This window comes from Paenibacillus sp. LX16 (assembly GCF_036252815.1).
GTDB classification, from domain to species: Bacteria; Bacillota; Bacilli; order Paenibacillales; family Paenibacillaceae; genus Paenibacillus; species Paenibacillus polymyxa_B.
Map to the genome: position 1 here is coordinate 20,951 of NZ_CP141152.1, position 15,104 is coordinate 36,054.

18 protein-coding genes and 1 riboswitch are annotated in these 15,104 nt (G+C 46.2%); of the genes, 17 read left to right on the forward strand and 1 reads right to left on the reverse strand.

What is annotated here, in order from left to right; translation table 11 throughout:
* Positions 1-55 precede the first annotated feature (55 nt).
* The 8 genes from tmk to rsmI all read left to right on the forward strand — a co-directional run bounded on the left by tmk (position 56) and on the right by rsmI (position 5,970).
* Positions 56-703, forward strand: coding sequence for a dTMP kinase (gene tmk / locus T3H97_RS00085; protein WP_013308107.1), 648 nt, complete (start codon positions 56-58; stop codon positions 701-703).
* Between the two features lie 74 nt (positions 704-777).
* Positions 778-1,107 (forward strand): cyclic di-AMP receptor DarA, encoded by a 330-nt coding sequence (locus T3H97_RS00090; protein WP_007427998.1) that lies wholly within the window; start codon positions 778-780, stop codon positions 1,105-1,107.
* 197 nt (positions 1,108-1,304) lie between these two features.
* On the forward strand, positions 1,305-1,748 hold the full coding sequence (locus T3H97_RS00095; RefSeq protein ID WP_013308108.1) for a YaaR family protein: 444 nt from the start codon (positions 1,305-1,307) through the stop codon (positions 1,746-1,748).
* A 161-nt stretch (positions 1,749-1,909) separates the two neighbouring features.
* Positions 1,910-2,905 carry a DNA polymerase III subunit delta' gene (gene holB / locus T3H97_RS00100; RefSeq protein WP_023986424.1) on the forward strand — a complete coding sequence of 332 codons (996 nt, stop codon included), beginning with the start codon at positions 1,910-1,912 and terminating at the stop codon, positions 2,903-2,905.
* 138 nt (positions 2,906-3,043) lie between these two features.
* Positions 3,044-3,844 carry a PSP1 domain-containing protein gene (locus T3H97_RS00105; protein ID WP_013308110.1) on the forward strand — a complete coding sequence of 267 codons (801 nt, stop codon included), beginning with the start codon at positions 3,044-3,046 and terminating at the stop codon, positions 3,842-3,844.
* Between the two features lie 27 nt (positions 3,845-3,871).
* Positions 3,872-4,246: a DNA replication initiation control protein YabA gene (gene yabA / locus T3H97_RS00110; RefSeq protein WP_025722558.1), complete on the forward strand. Its 375-nt coding sequence runs from the start codon at positions 3,872-3,874 to the stop codon at positions 4,244-4,246.
* A 90-nt stretch (positions 4,247-4,336) separates the two neighbouring features.
* Positions 4,337-5,092, forward strand: coding sequence for a tRNA1(Val) (adenine(37)-N6)-methyltransferase (locus T3H97_RS00115; protein ID WP_025722559.1), 756 nt, complete (start codon positions 4,337-4,339; stop codon positions 5,090-5,092).
* Positions 5,089-5,970 carry a 16S rRNA (cytidine(1402)-2'-O)-methyltransferase gene (gene rsmI / locus T3H97_RS00120; protein ID WP_328801375.1) on the forward strand — a complete coding sequence of 294 codons (882 nt, stop codon included), beginning with the start codon at positions 5,089-5,091 and terminating at the stop codon, positions 5,968-5,970. Before T3H97_RS00115 ends, rsmI begins: the two co-directional genes overlap by 4 nt.
* 124 nt (positions 5,971-6,094) lie before the next feature.
* Here the strand turns inward: rsmI and T3H97_RS00125 are convergent, their stop codons facing one another.
* Positions 6,095-6,349: an AbrB/MazE/SpoVT family DNA-binding domain-containing protein gene (locus T3H97_RS00125; protein WP_007428005.1), complete on the reverse strand. Its 255-nt coding sequence runs from the start codon at positions 6,347-6,349 to the stop codon at positions 6,095-6,097.
* Positions 6,350-6,680: 331 nt separating this feature from the next.
* On the opposite strand from T3H97_RS00125, the gene T3H97_RS00130 reads away from it, so the two are divergent.
* The 9 genes from T3H97_RS00130 to ispE all read left to right on the forward strand — a co-directional run bounded on the left by T3H97_RS00130 (position 6,681) and on the right by ispE (position 15,040).
* Entirely contained in the window at positions 6,681-7,964 is a 1,284-nt protein-coding gene (locus T3H97_RS00130) for an HD domain-containing protein (RefSeq protein WP_103049269.1), read from the forward strand.
* 42 nt (positions 7,965-8,006) lie between these two features.
* Complete coding sequence (locus T3H97_RS00135; RefSeq protein ID WP_328801376.1) at positions 8,007-8,777, forward strand: TatD family hydrolase; 771 nt, start codon at positions 8,007-8,009, stop codon at positions 8,775-8,777.
* A gap of 201 nt (positions 8,778-8,978) precedes the next feature.
* Positions 8,979-9,261: riboswitch (cyclic di-AMP (ydaO/yuaA leader) on the forward strand.
* A 271-nt stretch (positions 9,262-9,532) separates the two neighbouring features.
* Positions 9,533-10,681 carry a resuscitation-promoting factor gene (locus T3H97_RS00140; RefSeq protein WP_023986430.1) on the forward strand — a complete coding sequence of 383 codons (1,149 nt, stop codon included), beginning with the start codon at positions 9,533-9,535 and terminating at the stop codon, positions 10,679-10,681.
* A gap of 146 nt (positions 10,682-10,827) precedes the next feature.
* On the forward strand, positions 10,828-11,373 hold the full coding sequence (rnmV, locus tag T3H97_RS00145; RefSeq protein WP_013308117.1) for a ribonuclease M5: 546 nt from the start codon (positions 10,828-10,830) through the stop codon (positions 11,371-11,373).
* Positions 11,374-11,380: 7 nt separating this feature from the next.
* The gene (gene rsmA, locus T3H97_RS00150) at positions 11,381-12,265 is read left to right on the forward strand and encodes a 16S rRNA (adenine(1518)-N(6)/adenine(1519)-N(6))-dimethyltransferase RsmA (RefSeq protein ID WP_103049272.1); all 885 of its coding nucleotides are present in this window, start codon (positions 11,381-11,383) and stop codon (positions 12,263-12,265) included.
* A gap of 55 nt (positions 12,266-12,320) precedes the next feature.
* A complete protein-coding gene (gene yabG / locus T3H97_RS00155) occupies positions 12,321-13,217 on the forward strand; it encodes a sporulation peptidase YabG (RefSeq protein WP_272640836.1) in 897 nt (298 codons plus the stop codon).
* Positions 13,218-13,417: 200 nt separating this feature from the next.
* Entirely contained in the window at positions 13,418-13,699 is a 282-nt protein-coding gene (gene veg, locus T3H97_RS00160) for a biofilm formation stimulator Veg (protein ID WP_013308120.1), read from the forward strand.
* Between the two features lie 162 nt (positions 13,700-13,861).
* Positions 13,862-14,041: a small, acid-soluble spore protein, alpha/beta type gene (locus tag T3H97_RS00165; protein ID WP_007428013.1), complete on the forward strand. Its 180-nt coding sequence runs from the start codon at positions 13,862-13,864 to the stop codon at positions 14,039-14,041.
* Between the two features lie 144 nt (positions 14,042-14,185).
* The gene (ispE, locus tag T3H97_RS00170; protein WP_029519377.1) at positions 14,186-15,040 is read left to right on the forward strand and encodes a 4-(cytidine 5'-diphospho)-2-C-methyl-D-erythritol kinase; all 855 of its coding nucleotides are present in this window, start codon (positions 14,186-14,188) and stop codon (positions 15,038-15,040) included.
* Positions 15,041-15,104 lie beyond the last annotated feature (64 nt).

The window sequence follows — 15,104 nt, forward strand, 5'->3', positions numbered from 1 at the left end:
GCATACGTAGCCTATGGGTGACTTTTATTTTTCAGGCAGGAAAGCAGGGAATAGCATGAATCGCAAAGGCATTTTTATCACACTGGAGGGGGGAGACGGCTCCGGTAAAACAACTATGATTCAACGGCTGGCGAAGTTTATGGAGGAAGAAGGCTATCCAGTCATCACGACGAGGGAGCCGGGTGGCATCGAAATTTCCGAAAAGATTCGCTCTATCATTTTGGACCCTGCTCATACCAGTATGGATGCTCGAACAGAGGCACTTTTATACGCAGCGGCGCGGCGTCAGCATTTGGTGGAGAAGGTAAAGCCGGCTATTGAACAGGGAGCTATCGTATTATGTGATCGTTTTGTGGATAGTAGCTTGGTCTATCAAGGATTTGCAAGAGGGATCGGAATTGAAGAGGTAGCTTCAATTAATCGCTTCGCGGTGGATGATTGGGAGCCGGATGCCACATTTTATCTGGATATTGAGCCCGAATTGGGATTGGCAAGAATTAATGCGTCACGAGGAGCAGAAATGGACCGCCTCGACATGGAGAGTATATCGTTTCACCATAAGGTGCGAGAGGCATATTTGGAGTTGGCTCGCAAATTTCCGGAGCGAATTACAATTGTTGATGCATCTCCGGCGCCAGAGCAAGTGGAGCAAGTATTGAAGGATTTGCTGAAAAAGCGGTTTGTTCAGAATTTTAGCATATAATTGTCGAAGGATATACGGTAAAATTGAGCTAGGGACAAGGTTGTCTCTAATATGACTTGAAGGAGGAATACAGGATGAAGCTGATTATTGCGATTGTACAGGATAAGGACAGTAATAGATTATCCAGCGGACTGGTGAAAGCTAATTTCCGTGCTACTAAATTGGCGAGCACAGGAGGATTTCTGCGTGCTGGTAATACGACATTTATGATCGGTGTTGATGACAATCAGGTGGACTCATTAATGAACGTCATTCGCAGCAGTTGCAAGGTTCGTGAACAGCTGGTCACACCCGTTACCCCTATGAGCGGGACGACGGATTCCTATTTACCGTTGCCTGTTGAAGTCCAGGTGGGTGGAGCGACGGTATTCGTGATGCCTGTAGACCGTTTCGAGCATTTCTGAATCTACACAATAGGGCCTATTCTGCCGATATGTTAGGGGAATTGCCTGTATCTTCTCACATGATGAGAGTGAGGGCAGATCCACTAAAACGGCAGCGCTACAGCGCAGTCCCTGGAAAGCCGAAGAAACCCTGAGTTCTAGGTTGAACTGTTCATGAAGGGGGAAAGTGGAAGCATCCGGGGAGAAAGCAGGTTTATATGAAAATAAATCCGGGCTATCGCCCTTTACAAAGTACATTGTCTACAAATGAAATGAGTGCAAAGCCAATTCAGCCCAAGAGCTTCTCCGACGTTATGCAGCAAAATGGGGAGCAAGCTTCGCAGGAGGAATTGAATCGGCGCTTTAAGGAAATACAAATGCAGGGAGATCGTCTTGCACGTTCAATGACGATTCGTGAGCTGAAGGCTTATAAGATGCTGGTTAAACGGTTTTTGGAAGATACCGTTCGGCGAGGCGTGTCCATGAAGGACACAAAGGGCTGGGATCGCCGGGGACGCAGCAAACGTTATAAGCTGATTGATGAAGTGGATGAGCTGTTGCTCAAAATGGCGGATGAGCTGCTAGAAACCGAGCAAGGCAAGATTGAGCTTTTGCAAGGGGTCGGTGAGATCAGAGGATTGCTAATTAATCTCTCATTTTAATGCAGACTTATGTTATAAATGAATACAGACGGGCTGTTGCCACGAAGAAATAATCTGCTTGCTGATCATGCTGGCAGATTATTTTTGACTATGTACATGCCCGGAAGAACAACGGTTTGCCGATGGATCACAGTTGTTTTCAGTGGAGAAAGTGAGGAAATATGTCTTTTCAACATATAATGGGCCAGGATGTAGCCAAAAAAATGCTGCAAAGTGCACTACGGAATCATACGGTCAACCATGCCTATGTTTTTAGCGGGCCGCCGGGAAGTGGGCAGATGAACATGGCGCAGATCTTTGCTAAGGCTTTATTTTGTGAGCGACAGACGGATGATGCATGCGGGGAGTGTTTGTCATGCCGCAAGGTAGAGCACGGGAATCATCCAGATTTGCATATTGTAGAGCCGGATGGAGCTACGATTAAAATTGATCAGATTCGCGGGCTTCAACGTATTTTTTCTTACAAATCTGAAAGCTCCAATCCGAAGGTATATATCATTCGGCAGGCGGATACCATGACAGTGCAAGCTGCTAATAGCCTACTTAAATTTCTGGAGGAGCCCCAGATTCCAGTGGTCGGCATACTCATTTCTGAAAATGGACAGGCGTTGCTGCCTACGATTCAATCACGGACGCAGCAGGTTCCTTTCCACGCTTTACAGCCGGAAGTGATGATGCAGGCATTAATTGGGGAAGGCTATACGGCAGGGCTTGTCCGGTCGGTCGTTCATATTGCTTCAGGACTGGAATCATGTAGAGAAATTCTCCAGCAGAATTGGTTTGCAGAAATTAGAAACGTAGTGTTACAATTAGTGAAGGAGTCCATGAGTCGGGGGAGCTCGTCTATTATTCTGGCTCAACAGAAGATTTTTAAAACTGGACTTTCTGAACACCTGGATATTCTGTTTCATCTGTTTCATTTGTGGTTTAAGGATATGCTTCATTTCCGTTACGGAAGGCACGAAAGCATTGTTTTCATAGATCATTTGGAGTCCGTCTCCAAATTGGCAATCACCCGCAGCACGGAACAATGGGTCTCTTATATGGATTTGGCCGCGAATTGCAGGAAGAAGCTCCGTTTTCACGTCAACGGGCAATTATGCGTGGAGCAGCTTCTGATTGGGTTGTCCGATACAAGCGGTTCTATCACCGGCTAACAGGAAGGCGCGCTTGTTCCACTCTGCACAATCCGCGACGCCAGGTTCCCGGTTTGTGCGACAGTGAGACTTCAATTGCGGCCATTCGTACAATGTCGGCTTCAAATGAGGTTTAGTGGCATACAAGGGGGTTAATTTTTGTATAGTGTAGTGGGTGTCCGTTTCAAGAAGGCGGGCAAGACTTATTATTTTGATCCGCTGGACCTTCCAGTGGAGAAAGAAAACTGCGTCATTGTAGAGACCGCGCGCGGTATTGAATATGGCAAGGTTGTAGTGGGCAAAAAAGAGGTAAATGATTCGGATGTTGTCCTGCCCTTAAAAAAAGTCATTCGTATTGCTGGGGATGATGACGCTCTTGTTGTAGAAGAGAATAAATTGGCAGCCAAGGATGCATTCGGCACGTGTTTAAATAAAATTAAAGACCATGGCCTTAAAATGAAGCTGGTAGATGTAGAATTTACATTTGACCGCAATAAGATCATTTTTTATTTTACGGCAGAGGGTCGGGTGGATTTTCGAGAGCTTGTAAAGGACTTGGCCAGTATTTTTCGTACACGGATCGAGCTACGGCAGATTGGCGTACGGGATGAGGCTAAAATGCTTGGCGGAATCGGACCTTGTGGACGTATTCTGTGTTGCTCCTCATGGCTGGGGGATTTTGAGCCGGTATCTATTAAGATGGCGAAGGATCAGAGTTTGTCGCTGAATCCGACGAAGATTTCCGGGTTGTGCGGGAGATTGATGTGCTGCCTCAAGTTTGAACATGATAACTACGAAAGCATGCGAGAAGAGCTACCTCAGGTGGGTAAGATGGTTATCACCTCTTTGGGGGAAGGTAAAGTCGTAGGTGTGAATGCAGGTCATCGCACGGTGCATGTTCAACTGTTTGAGATCAGTAAGGTCAAGGAACTTCCAATGGACGATGTAGTCGTCAAGTAAACCATTAGGTTGCTTCGGGGTGGAAACTTGGATAAATTAAATGTTTTTGCGCGTATTCACGAAATGGAAACCCAAATGGGACAGTTGCATAGCGATCTGGGTGAATTGAAACTGGCAGTAAAAGAGCTGCTGGAGGAAAATCAACGACTAACGATTGAAAACGAACAGGTGCGCAAGATGCTCAAACGTGAAACCTCTGGAGAAGAAAAGACGGCAAACAAGCCGAAGCTTCCTCCTCCGATCGTCATTAAGGATGAAGGGCAAACGGGTGAGGTCGTGGGCGAAGGCTACGACAATCTAGCGAGGCTGTATCATGAAGGATTTCATATATGCAACGTGTATTACGGACATTTGCGAACGGAAGGCGATTGCCTCTTCTGTCTGTCATTTTTGAATAAATAAAAACAAGCCGTAGGAGCAAGATGCCTACGGCTTTTTTGTAAGGAAGTATGAGTGAAAAGCGATTTTGGTTATAAAAGATGGGAGAGCACTATGTACGAAAATGAAAAGAAGTCGGAACGAATTGATGATCTGCTTTCACATAATTTGCGTATTATCCAAAGTGATGAAGTATTCAGCTTCTCGATGGACGCGGTCTTGCTGGCACGTTTTGCCGGTATTCCGCAGCGTGGGAAGATTCTGGATTTGTGTACTGGCAATGGGGTTGTCCCGCTGTTGCTAACGACACGAACAAAAGCGTCTATTGAAGGAATTGAGATTCAACCACGTTTGGCAGATATGGCTAGACGTAGTGTCAGCTTGAATGGATTAGAAGCAGCAATTCAGATTCGGGAAGGGGACCTACGTGAGCTGGTTCACATCACGGGACATGGTGTTTATGATGCGATTACCGTGAATCCCCCCTATATGCCGCTAAATGGTAGCGATATCAAGCTGAATCCTCACCAGGCAATTGCCCGTCATGAAGTGAACTGCACACTGGAAGAAGTCATTCAGGCATCCACCCGGCTTGTCCGTAATGGAGGAAAAGTGTCCATGGTTCATCGCCCGCAGCGATTGGGTGAAATTATAACCTTGATGCGTAAACATAGTTTGGAACCCAAACGAATACGTTTTGTTCACCCACGAGTTCATATGGAAGCCAATATGGTCCTGGTTGAAGCATTACGTGACGGTAAACCGGAGGTTCGTCTGTTGCCTCCGCTCATTGTATATCAGGAAAATGGGAATTATACTCAGGAAATAAGAGATATCTATGGAGAAGTAAGCAAGGGGGATTCTGTGTGAAAGCAGCTGTACAAAAAAGCTTTAGTACCAGCGAAGAAGAACGGGGAAAGTTGTATCTTGTTGCAACACCCATTGGGAATCTGGATGATATGACCTTTAGGGCAATTAACACCTTGAAATCATGTAGTATTATCGCTGCCGAAGATACCCGGCAGACACGCAAACTGCTCACCCATTTCGAAATTACACCGGATATGCTCTTCAGTTATCATGAACATAATAAGGCTGCCAGTGGGCCTGAACTGATACGTTATATAATAGAAGGAAAAAATTTGGCACTGGTTAGCGATGCAGGTCTACCAGCCATTTCTGACCCTGGTTCGGATCTGGTCAAACTGGCACTGGAAGCGGAAATTAGCGTCATTCCTATCCCAGGAGCAAATGCGGCACTATCGGCATTAATTGCCTCAGGACTGGATACAGAAAGGTTCACCTTCGCTGGCTTTCCACCACGGGAGAAAAAGGACCTAGAGAAGCTGTTGCTTTCGTTTCAGGTATCTCACGGCACAATTATTTTTTATGAATCGCCTCATCGCATCATGAAGACATTGATGGTATTGAAGGAAACATTAGGTTCACGCAAAGTAGTGCTTGCGCGTGAGCTGACCAAGCTGCATGAGGAATGGGTGCGGGGAACCGTGGAGCAATGCCTTGCTAAACTAGAGGAGAATCCGCCAATTGGTGAATATTGTCTGGTGGTTGAAGGGAAAGACGAAGAGGAAGAGGAACAGGAACGTCAGGCATGGTGGCAGTCCTTATCTTTGGAGTCCCACGTCGCACATTATGAGGCAGAGGGACTCACACGCAAGGATGCAATGAAGCGTACAGCCACTGATCGTTCAATCTCCAAGAGAGATGTTTACAACGCACTCTTATGAATATCTGCCTAAACAAAAAAGGGCCTTCCAACGGTTGGGTTCAAACCGTGGAAGGCAACAAGGAGTATATATGAAAAAGGTTAGAATTAACAATATCTGATAAGTCTATTATATACTAAAATTCTCAGTTTGTCACAGGTGTTGGGATTTCAGAAATGCAATCTTGGCAAACAATTTTTCCTTTGAAGTAAATTACGTTCTCAGCATTGCCGCAGAAGATACAAGCAGGCTCGTATTTTTTAAGCATGATGCGTTCGCCATCAACATAAATTTCCAAAGCGTCTTTCTCTCCGATTCCCAGGGTACGGCGCAATTCGATTGGAATAACAACACGTCCGAGCTCGTCAACTTTTCTTACAATACCAGTGGATTTCATCATAATAAATCAGGCTCCTCTCGCCGTTTAAAATAATATAAGTGTCATGATTCGACAAAATTTTCTCTTTTCTGATATTTACTATACCAACGATTCCCAAAACAGTCAACCTTAAAAATGTAGTAACAGTCTGATTATGCAAAAGTATTTAGATTAAAGAGCTTTACTTGTGTGTATTGCCTTATCTTATTGATGATTTATTCAGTTTGTCGATTTGGAAATGTCGAAAAACTATAATTCGACATATTACGACAAAGAATGTCGAATGAGGGAAAACATTTAGGATTTTATTGTATTTTAATCCATTATTCCGAATATTAAAGGAGCTGATATCTTGCACCAGCCACTCAGTGAAGAAAAAGTTTTTAAAGACCCGGTACATAATTACATCCATGTTCAGGATACTGTGATATGGCGGTTGATCAATACGCCGGAGTTCCAACGTTTACGGCGCATACGGCAGTTAGGCACATCGTATCTTACGTTTCATGGAGCGGAGCATAGCCGGTTTTCACACTCATTGGGCGTATATGAGATTACGAGAAGTATTATTTCTCAATTTGAACGTGGAGATTTCCCAGATTGGCCGAAGGAGGAAAGGCTGGTTGCTCTGTGTGCAGCTCTATTGCATGATGTGGGGCACGGCCCATTTTCTCATTCAATTGAGGAAGCCTTTCATATGAACCATGAGGATTGGACATGCCGCATTGTATTGGGAGACACGAAGATCAACGCTGTGCTACGGCAAGTCGACGAGAAGCTTCCACAAAAGGTGGCTGCGGTTATAGCCAAAACGTATGATAAGCCGATTGTTGTCAACCTGGTAACCAGTCCGCTAGATGCCGATCGTATGGATTATTTGTTGCGGGATGCTCACTCGACAGGCGTCAACTACGGCACGATTGATTTGGATCGTATTTTACGACTGCTGCGTCCTCATAATGGGAGAATTGTTGTGAAGGAATCAGGTATGCATGCAGTAGAAGATTATTTAATGTCACGCTATCAGATGTATTGGCAAATTTATTTCCATCCTGTAACACGCAGCTCGGAAATCCTTTTACGTAAAATTTTCAAGCGAGCAAAGGAATTGTTTAAAAACGGATATGAGTTTGGTTTTCTGCTGGACCCGCTGCCGGATCTGTTGAAAGGAGAGCTTACAGTAGAGCAGTATCTGATGCTCGACGAGTCATTAATCCAGACTGTATTTAGCCAATGGAAACGAGAAAAGGACGAGATTTTAAGTGATTTGAGCAGCCGTTTTATGGACCGTAGATTGTATAAATATGTAGAGATTGAAAATATGGATACAGATACCATTGACAGTATTCGAGAAGCTTTGAAAGAGGCTGGTTTGCACCCTGAATATGATTTTGAAATTGATTTTCCAACAGATCTTCCTTATGATGTGTTTCGGCAGGGTGGCTCGACGGACAACCAGATTTTACTGCTTGGACGTCAGGGCGAGGTGAGTGAAATATCCGAAGTTTCGGAAATTGTGCGCTCAATAAGTGGTATTCACCGAGGAAAATATCATATGTATTTTCCCCAGAATAAATTGAACGCGGTAAAAGACAGGCTTCCTGCCGAAATAAGGAATTATTTTGTCAAAGAATAGACAACTATATAGAAATGTAAGTAAAAAAAGGAGATGTAAGCCTTGGGTTTATTCGACACTCATACTCACTTGGATGCGCCACAATTTGACGAAGATCGTGAAGAAGTTATAGCACGTGCTGTCGAATCAGGAGTAACGCGGATGATCAATATCGGATTTAATCGTGAGACCATTCCATCCACCATGAAATTGGCCGAGACGTACGATTTTATTTATGCGGCAGTTGGATGGCATCCGCAGGATGCGATTACAATGCAGGAGGGCGATCTAGAATGGATTGCATCGTTATGCAGTCATAAGAAGGTTGTAGCCATCGGGGAGATCGGTCTGGATTATTATTGGGATACATCACCGAAGGATGTTCAGCATCGGGTGTTGCGAAGTCAAATTGGTCTGGCTCGTGAACTCAAAATGCCCATTGTTATTCATAACCGGGATGCCCATGAAGATATTGTTAAGATTTTGCGCGAGGAAAAAGCGAGTGAGATTGGAGGAGTCATGCACTCCTTTTCGGGTAGCTGGGAGACAGCCAAAATGGTGCTGGATATGGGATTTCACCTTTCCTTCGGTGGTCCAATAACGTTCAAAAATGCCAAGCAGCCAAAAGAGGTGCTCGCACAGGTGCCGCTGGACCGTCTGCTCATTGAAACTGATGCTCCCTATCTGACGCCTCATCCGTTTCGTGGGAAGCGAAATGAGTCTGCACATGTGAGACTGGTGGCAGAGGCTGCAGCCCAAATCAAGGGGATTACAGTGGAGGAATTAGTGTCAATAACGACCCGAAATGCCCTGGAACGATTTGACATTCAATGAAAAAGTGAAGAAATCGATCAAAATAAAGAGATAGACGAAGCTAATCATGAATTTGTTGCAGGAAACTCGAGAATATTACAATATTTTAACCGAATATTTTAAAAAATGTACTTGAAACCTGCTTTACAACATGCATAGAAACAGGATATCATCTTTTCAGTGAATTGTTGTTTGAATGTAAACATCAACAAGTCATTTCATGAACCAGTCTCGCTGAGTCCCTTTTACAGGGAACGGGGGAACCGATATGGCTTACAGTACGTCCGGCGTATGTGCAAGAAGGGAACGTCTCTTCCGCCAGCCGGCTCGACCTAAATTCTTTTCCCGGATGGGATTGAACAGGTGGAGGAGCCGTATTTCGATTTCTTTCTGGGTCTTCGGGGTGAATGTGAAGGCGACCGCCATGAGCGGTTGACCCAAGCTAGGGCGACTCTCTACGTCCGAACCCGACAGCTAACCCCGTAAGCGTAACAAGAGAGAAGCCATCTCGTGCATGAGTTTTCCCGCATATTCACACATGCCGGAAGCCACGAAAGAGCTCTCTAGTCTCTTTCTCTGGCTTTTTTTGTTGTGAATAAAAGAAAATCTGTCATCATACTGTGGTTAAACAGGGGAGGACAGCATGCCGCGAAGACGGGTACATGGTGCAGGACAGTCGTAGTTTGGGCTTGTCTTGTAGAAAATCTGTTATAGTCACGTCAAATCTCAACTATGTCTTACTCCAGACGGCGGGCTATGTAAGGAGGACGGAGGAAATGGGAATTTTCCAAAAAAAGGATACCCATGAGTCACGCTCATCCAGCATGTCTTACGTATTGCGTTGGAAGCAAGAGAATGTGCGCCAGGCTGCTTTGGTTGCTATTTTTCTAATCGCGCTAACGATTATGATTTCAATTCTGATGTACACGCAATCTAAAAAACAAGTCTTTTTTGTCATCGATGGCAAGGCGTCTGCGGTAGAAACCCGGGAATCCAAGCTTCAAGATTTGCTGAGCGAGCATTCCATTTCACTTCAGCCGCATGATACAGTTTCCATGCCGCTAAATGGAGCAATACAGGATGGGGATCGCGTAGTCATTAAACGTGCCAATCAGGTTAAAGTATCTTCAGGCAATGAGACGAAAAAGCTGTACACAACAGAAAATACAGTAGAAGGTGCCATTCGTACCTCGGGCTATAAATTATCGTCAACGGATAAAGTTTATCCTGCGTTGGATGCCTCTGTTTCGTCTAACATGGACATAAAAATCGTCCGTGTGAAGAAACAGCAGGTCGAACAGAAAAAACAGGTGCCTTATCAGGTCATCAAAACGGCCGATCCGAGTCTCTATAAAGGCGATAATCGGGTCATTCAAAGTGGCAAATCGGGTGTGGTAGTCCAGCACGTTCAAAAGGTATATCATGATGGAAAGTTGGTATCCAAACAGCTGGTTAACAAGGAAGTTGCACAGAACCGTGTGGATAAGGTCATTGCGGTAGGAACGAAGAAAAAACCGGTCGTTCTTGCTGCTTCCGTCGGTCCCAATGATGCGGTTAAGGCAACAACGGTTAGTTCGGGCAGTGCTGTCCGTAAAGCAGGCGTAAATTTTAAATATAGCAAAGTTTTACAAAATGTCTCCATGACGGCGTATTCCTCACAGGAGCCAGGTATCGGTACACGTACTGCATCCGGCGCACGTGTCACGGAAGGACGCACCATCGCGGTCGATCCGAGTGTAATTCCAATCGGCTGGTGGGTGTATATCGAAGGGGTGGGCTTCCGCCGTGCGGAGGATACCGGTGGCGCGATTAAAGGCCACAAAATCGATGTGTATTATGAGAGTTTGAGCCGAGCCAACCAATTTGGTCGTAAGCACGGTAAAACCGTATATGTTATCGGACCGGTAAAGCCTGAAATCAACTAAAACAGGTTGTGTATCTTGAGGGCAATGCGATAGTATTAACAACATAGTTATGCCATGCTAAGAAGAGGATATCCTCTTCTTATTTTGTTTTCAAAAGCAGGGAAAGATAAATATAGCTTGCTGTGTAGCAGTGGAGGGAAATGCAAATGATCAAGGAAGTGATCGTGGTAGAGGGCCGAGATGATACGGTGGCCATTCGCCGCGCTGTTGAAGCGGATACAATAGAAACTGGCGGCTCAGCCATTAATAAAATGACGCTGCGTAAAATTGCATTGGCGCAGGAGCGGCGGGGGGTCATCATTTTAACCGATCCCGATCATGCAGGGGAGCGCATTCGTAAGATTATCGCTTCCAAGGTACCCGGCTGCAAGCAGGCTTTTATACCCGAGGCAGAAGCGACGCGCAAAGGAGATATTGGCGTGGAGAATGCCTCACCAGAAGCGATCAGACACGCCCTTGCACGGGTCCATACGACAGTGGAAGGCGCCGACCCGCTGATTGAGTGGGCGGACCTGATTGATGCTGGACTCATCACCCACCCCAATGCTGCTGCACGCCGTATGGCCTTAGGGAATGTGCTGGGTATTGGTTATTGTAACGGAAAGCAGCTACATAAACGGCTCTCTGTATTTCAGATCAGCCGCGAGGAATTTGCCGGGGCGCTGGCACAAATTGAAAGTGAAGGATTGTGATGTCCGTATGACAGGGATTCAAGATATAGCAACACCGCGGCGTACGAAGGAAATTATTCAACGGCACGGTTTTTCGTTCAAAAAGAGTTTGGGACAAAATTTCCTGATTGATCAAAATATTCTCAATAAGATTGTAAATGCTGCCGGATTGGATGAGACGAAGGGTGCACTTGAGATCGGTCCTGGGATTGGCGCTTTGACCGAGAAGCTGGCGCAATCGGCCAAGGCGGTTACCGCTGTCGAGATTGACCAGCGGCTGCTGCCAATTCTCGAAGAGGTGTTGGCCCCTTACGAGCATGTGAAGGTACGTCATGGAGACGTGCTGAAGCTGGATTTGCGCGAGGTGTTCGCAGCCGATTTTGCAGACGTGAGCAAAGTAAGTGTCGTGGCTAATCTGCCGTACTACGTTACTACACCGATTCTGATGAGGCTGCTGGAGGACAAGCTCCCTCTGGAGAATATCGTCGTTATGATCCAAAAAGAAGTGGCTGAGCGCATGGCTGCGTCTCCTGGAACGAAGGATTACGGCAGTCTGAGCATTGCGGTGCAATATTACAGCGAACCTGAATTAGTCTGTACTGTGCCGAATACAGTATTTATTCCCCAGCCGAATGTGGAGTCTGCAGTCATCCGGCTGCGTGTACGGGAAGCCCCTCCGGTGGAAGTGGTGGATGAGAAGCACTTCTTTGAAGTGGTTCATGCTGCTTTTGCCCAGCGTCGTAAAACCATCTCCAATAATTTAAAAAGCCGTTTCTTCACCAAAGAGAACAGGGACACGCTGGAGCCGCTGTTGCAACAAGCTGGTATTGAACCCTCCCGTCGAGGAGAAACGTTAAGTATTGAGGAATTTGCGCGCCTCAGCGCTGTGCTATTGGAGGCAGGTATATCCTAAGCTGGAACCAAACTGTGCATTCACCCATACGATATAGGAGGGGTGATACAGTGTGATGAGTTTAGGAGACTTGGTCGTTCGGAAATCGTACGGCGGGGATGTCACGTTTCGCGTTGAGGACATCCAGCGGGATAAAGCGATCATTAAGGGAATAGAATTTCGGCTGCTGGCCGATTCTCCGGTGAACGATCTGGTCAGAGTGCCTGCAGACCAGATTAGTGGTAAGGCTCAGCAGGCCCACATTAAGGCTGGTGAGTCTCTTAATCTGTTGCAACGGGCACGCCAGCAGCAAGCTGCTCGTAGTCAGGCAGCTCTCGTAGGGGACTGGAGTGATCCGGTCGAGTCAACGTATTTTGAAATGCCGGGAAAGGTTCTTCATCTGGATGGAGATCCCAGCTATCTGAAAAAATGTCTCAGTTTATATGAACAGCTCCGTGTTCCTGCAGAGGGACATCACGTTCACGAATCGGCAATGGCGGACACGTTGTACCGACTGCTTCCCCGTATCCGTCCGGATATCGTAGTCATTACCGGACATGACGGTGTGCTGAAGCAGCCACAGCCTTACGATTTGTACAGCTTGAAAAGTTATAAAAATTCGCAAAATTTTGTGGCGGCAATTCAGGTAGCAAGACAATATGAACGTCATCTTGATTCGCTGACGATTGTAGCGGGGGCGTGCCAATCCCATTTTGAGGCGCTGCTACGTGCGGGAGCGAACTTCGCCAGCTCACCAGGGCGTATCCTGATTCACGCGCTGGACCCCGTTTACGTGGCTGCTAAGGCGGCCTTTACTTCGATCCGTGATACGGTCAACATGGGGGACCTGTTTCACCAGACAATCAGTGGCAGTCGCGGAGTGGGTGGAATTGAAACTAGGGGAAGCTATCGCATCGGCCTGCCGAAGCTTGAAAATTTATCAACGCTTAAAGTAACGCCTTCCGCAATCTAGGATTCAAACGGCTAATAGGATTAATTTGAGCAAAAAGCCTCTGCTTGCAGAGGCTTTTTATCATTTTTTATATAAATTATTCCTGTTCGCAAAAAATTAAATTGACAACTTATTTTTCGTGTTGTTATAATATTTAGCTTGATTTGACAATCCCTCTAAAATCCGTTATAATGGACAAGGAAAGAGGTGGTCGTTAGGCAATGGCTAAAAATACGCTGTTGGAAATCAAACGCAGTCTCGACGCACATGTAGGGCAAAAAATTTTGCTGCGGGCTAACGGCGGACGCCGTAAGACCGTCGAACGAACTGGTGTCTTGGAAGAAACGTACCCTTCTGTTTTTATCGTCAAGCTGGATCAGGAGCAACAGACGTTTAAACGTGTCTCCTACAGCTATGCTGACATTCTTACCGAGTCGGTGGAAGTCAGCGTATATGATCCCGACTCACATACAAGTGTAGTCGAATATTTTGAAACACCTTAATTGATTTCGTGATTTATACCAGCTTTGCAGGTTTAACGACGGCTTCGTCATTTCAAATGACGGGGCCGTTTTGTATATACAGAGCAGGATGAAGCATGACATCTCTGCACATACTAAGCCGGGAATGATCTTCCTTATTCCATTGCCGAAGGGGGCGTATGTATGAGCAGAAGAAGACGGAGTGTCATGTCGGAGGAGCTAAAGTACGAGCTGGCCAAAGATCTTGGGTTTTACGACACGGTCAAGGAAGAAGGCTGGGGAGGCATTAAAGCCAAGGATGCGGGCAATATGGTCAAGCGGGCCATCCAGCTTGCTGAGCAGGCAGCTTCTCGCAAATCGTAGCCATCGGTGGTGCTGATGAAAAGCGGGGATATCCGGGTTCATACCGGGTCATCTCCGCTTTTTTGAGCCTCATGACTTGACACGCTGAGTCTGATATAATATGTTAAGCTGTCTTGAGGGAAAAGTTGAAGGTGGGTGAACGCCTTGAAAATATATGAAAAAGCACCGGCGAAAATCAATTTAATGCTTGATGTTCTACGTAAGCGGGACGATGGTTATCACGAGGTCGAAATGATTATGACCATGGTCGATCTGTCTGACCGATTGACGATGTCTGAGTTACCGCGTGATACCATTATTATTTCAAGTCAAGCCGGGTACATACCATTGGATGAAAAGAATTTGGCTTTTCAGGCTGCGCGTCTGATCAAAGAACGTTATAACGTGTCTACGGGCGTCCACATCCATCTGGATAAGCATATCCCGGTGGCGGCAGGGTTAGCGGGTGGAAGTAGTGATGCTGCCGCAGCGCTGCGTGGACTGAATAAGCTATGGAAGCTTGGTATCTCGGATGCAGAATTGAGGGTGCTGGGTGCGGAACTGGGCTCAGATGTACCTTTCTGTATTACAGGGGGTACAGCTTTAGCAAGTGGACGCGGAGAACTGCTCAAGCCACTTCCGAATCCGCCACAATGCTGGGTGATCCTTGCGAAGCCGCCGATTAATGTATCGACGGCAGAAGTGTATGGTCGTGTCAAAGCAGATCAGATTACGCACCACCCGTCTGCCCGCCAGATGGAGCATGCTATCCGTAACGCTTCTTTTACCGATGTATGCAACGCGCTGGGGAATGTACTTGAGGATGTAACACTAAAGCTGTATCCAGAGGTAGAGCATCTCAAAAACTCCATGATCCGCTTAGGAGCAGACGGTGTGCTGATGTCAGGTAGTGGACCTACGGTGTTCGGACTGGTATCGAAGGAAGCCAAAGTGCCACGGATTTACAATGGACTAAGAGGGTTCTGTAAAGATGTGTACGCAGTACGACTTTTGACCTGATTTTAGATACTTTTTTCTTATTATAGTGGTAATTGTTGTACAAATACGTACGAAGATGATATAT

Excerpts from the sequence above, each read along its gene's own strand:
- rnmV (WP_013308117.1), top strand. The coding sequence starts at position 10,828 with ATGATCAAGGAAGTGATCGTGGTAGAGGGCCGAGATGATACGGTGGCC.
- T3H97_RS00115 (WP_025722559.1), top strand. The coding sequence starts at position 4,337 with ATGTACGAAAATGAAAAGAAGTCGGAACGAATTGATGATCTGCTTTCA.
- T3H97_RS00090 (WP_007427998.1), top strand. The coding sequence starts at position 778 with ATGAAGCTGATTATTGCGATTGTACAGGATAAGGACAGTAATAGATTA.
- T3H97_RS00125 (WP_007428005.1), bottom strand. The coding sequence starts at position 6,349 with ATGATGAAATCCACTGGTATTGTAAGAAAAGTTGACGAGCTCGGACGT.
- T3H97_RS00165 (WP_007428013.1), top strand. The coding sequence starts at position 13,862 with ATGAGCAGAAGAAGACGGAGTGTCATGTCGGAGGAGCTAAAGTACGAG.
- T3H97_RS00140 (WP_023986430.1), top strand. The coding sequence starts at position 9,533 with ATGGGAATTTTCCAAAAAAAGGATACCCATGAGTCACGCTCATCCAGC.
- yabG (WP_272640836.1), top strand. The coding sequence starts at position 12,321 with ATGAGTTTAGGAGACTTGGTCGTTCGGAAATCGTACGGCGGGGATGTC.
- holB (WP_023986424.1), top strand. The coding sequence starts at position 1,910 with ATGTCTTTTCAACATATAATGGGCCAGGATGTAGCCAAAAAAATGCTG.
- veg (WP_013308120.1), top strand. The coding sequence starts at position 13,418 with ATGGCTAAAAATACGCTGTTGGAAATCAAACGCAGTCTCGACGCACAT.
- rsmA (WP_103049272.1), top strand. The coding sequence starts at position 11,381 with ATGACAGGGATTCAAGATATAGCAACACCGCGGCGTACGAAGGAAATT.
- tmk (WP_013308107.1), top strand. The coding sequence starts at position 56 with ATGAATCGCAAAGGCATTTTTATCACACTGGAGGGGGGAGACGGCTCC.
- T3H97_RS00095 (WP_013308108.1), top strand. The coding sequence starts at position 1,305 with ATGAAAATAAATCCGGGCTATCGCCCTTTACAAAGTACATTGTCTACA.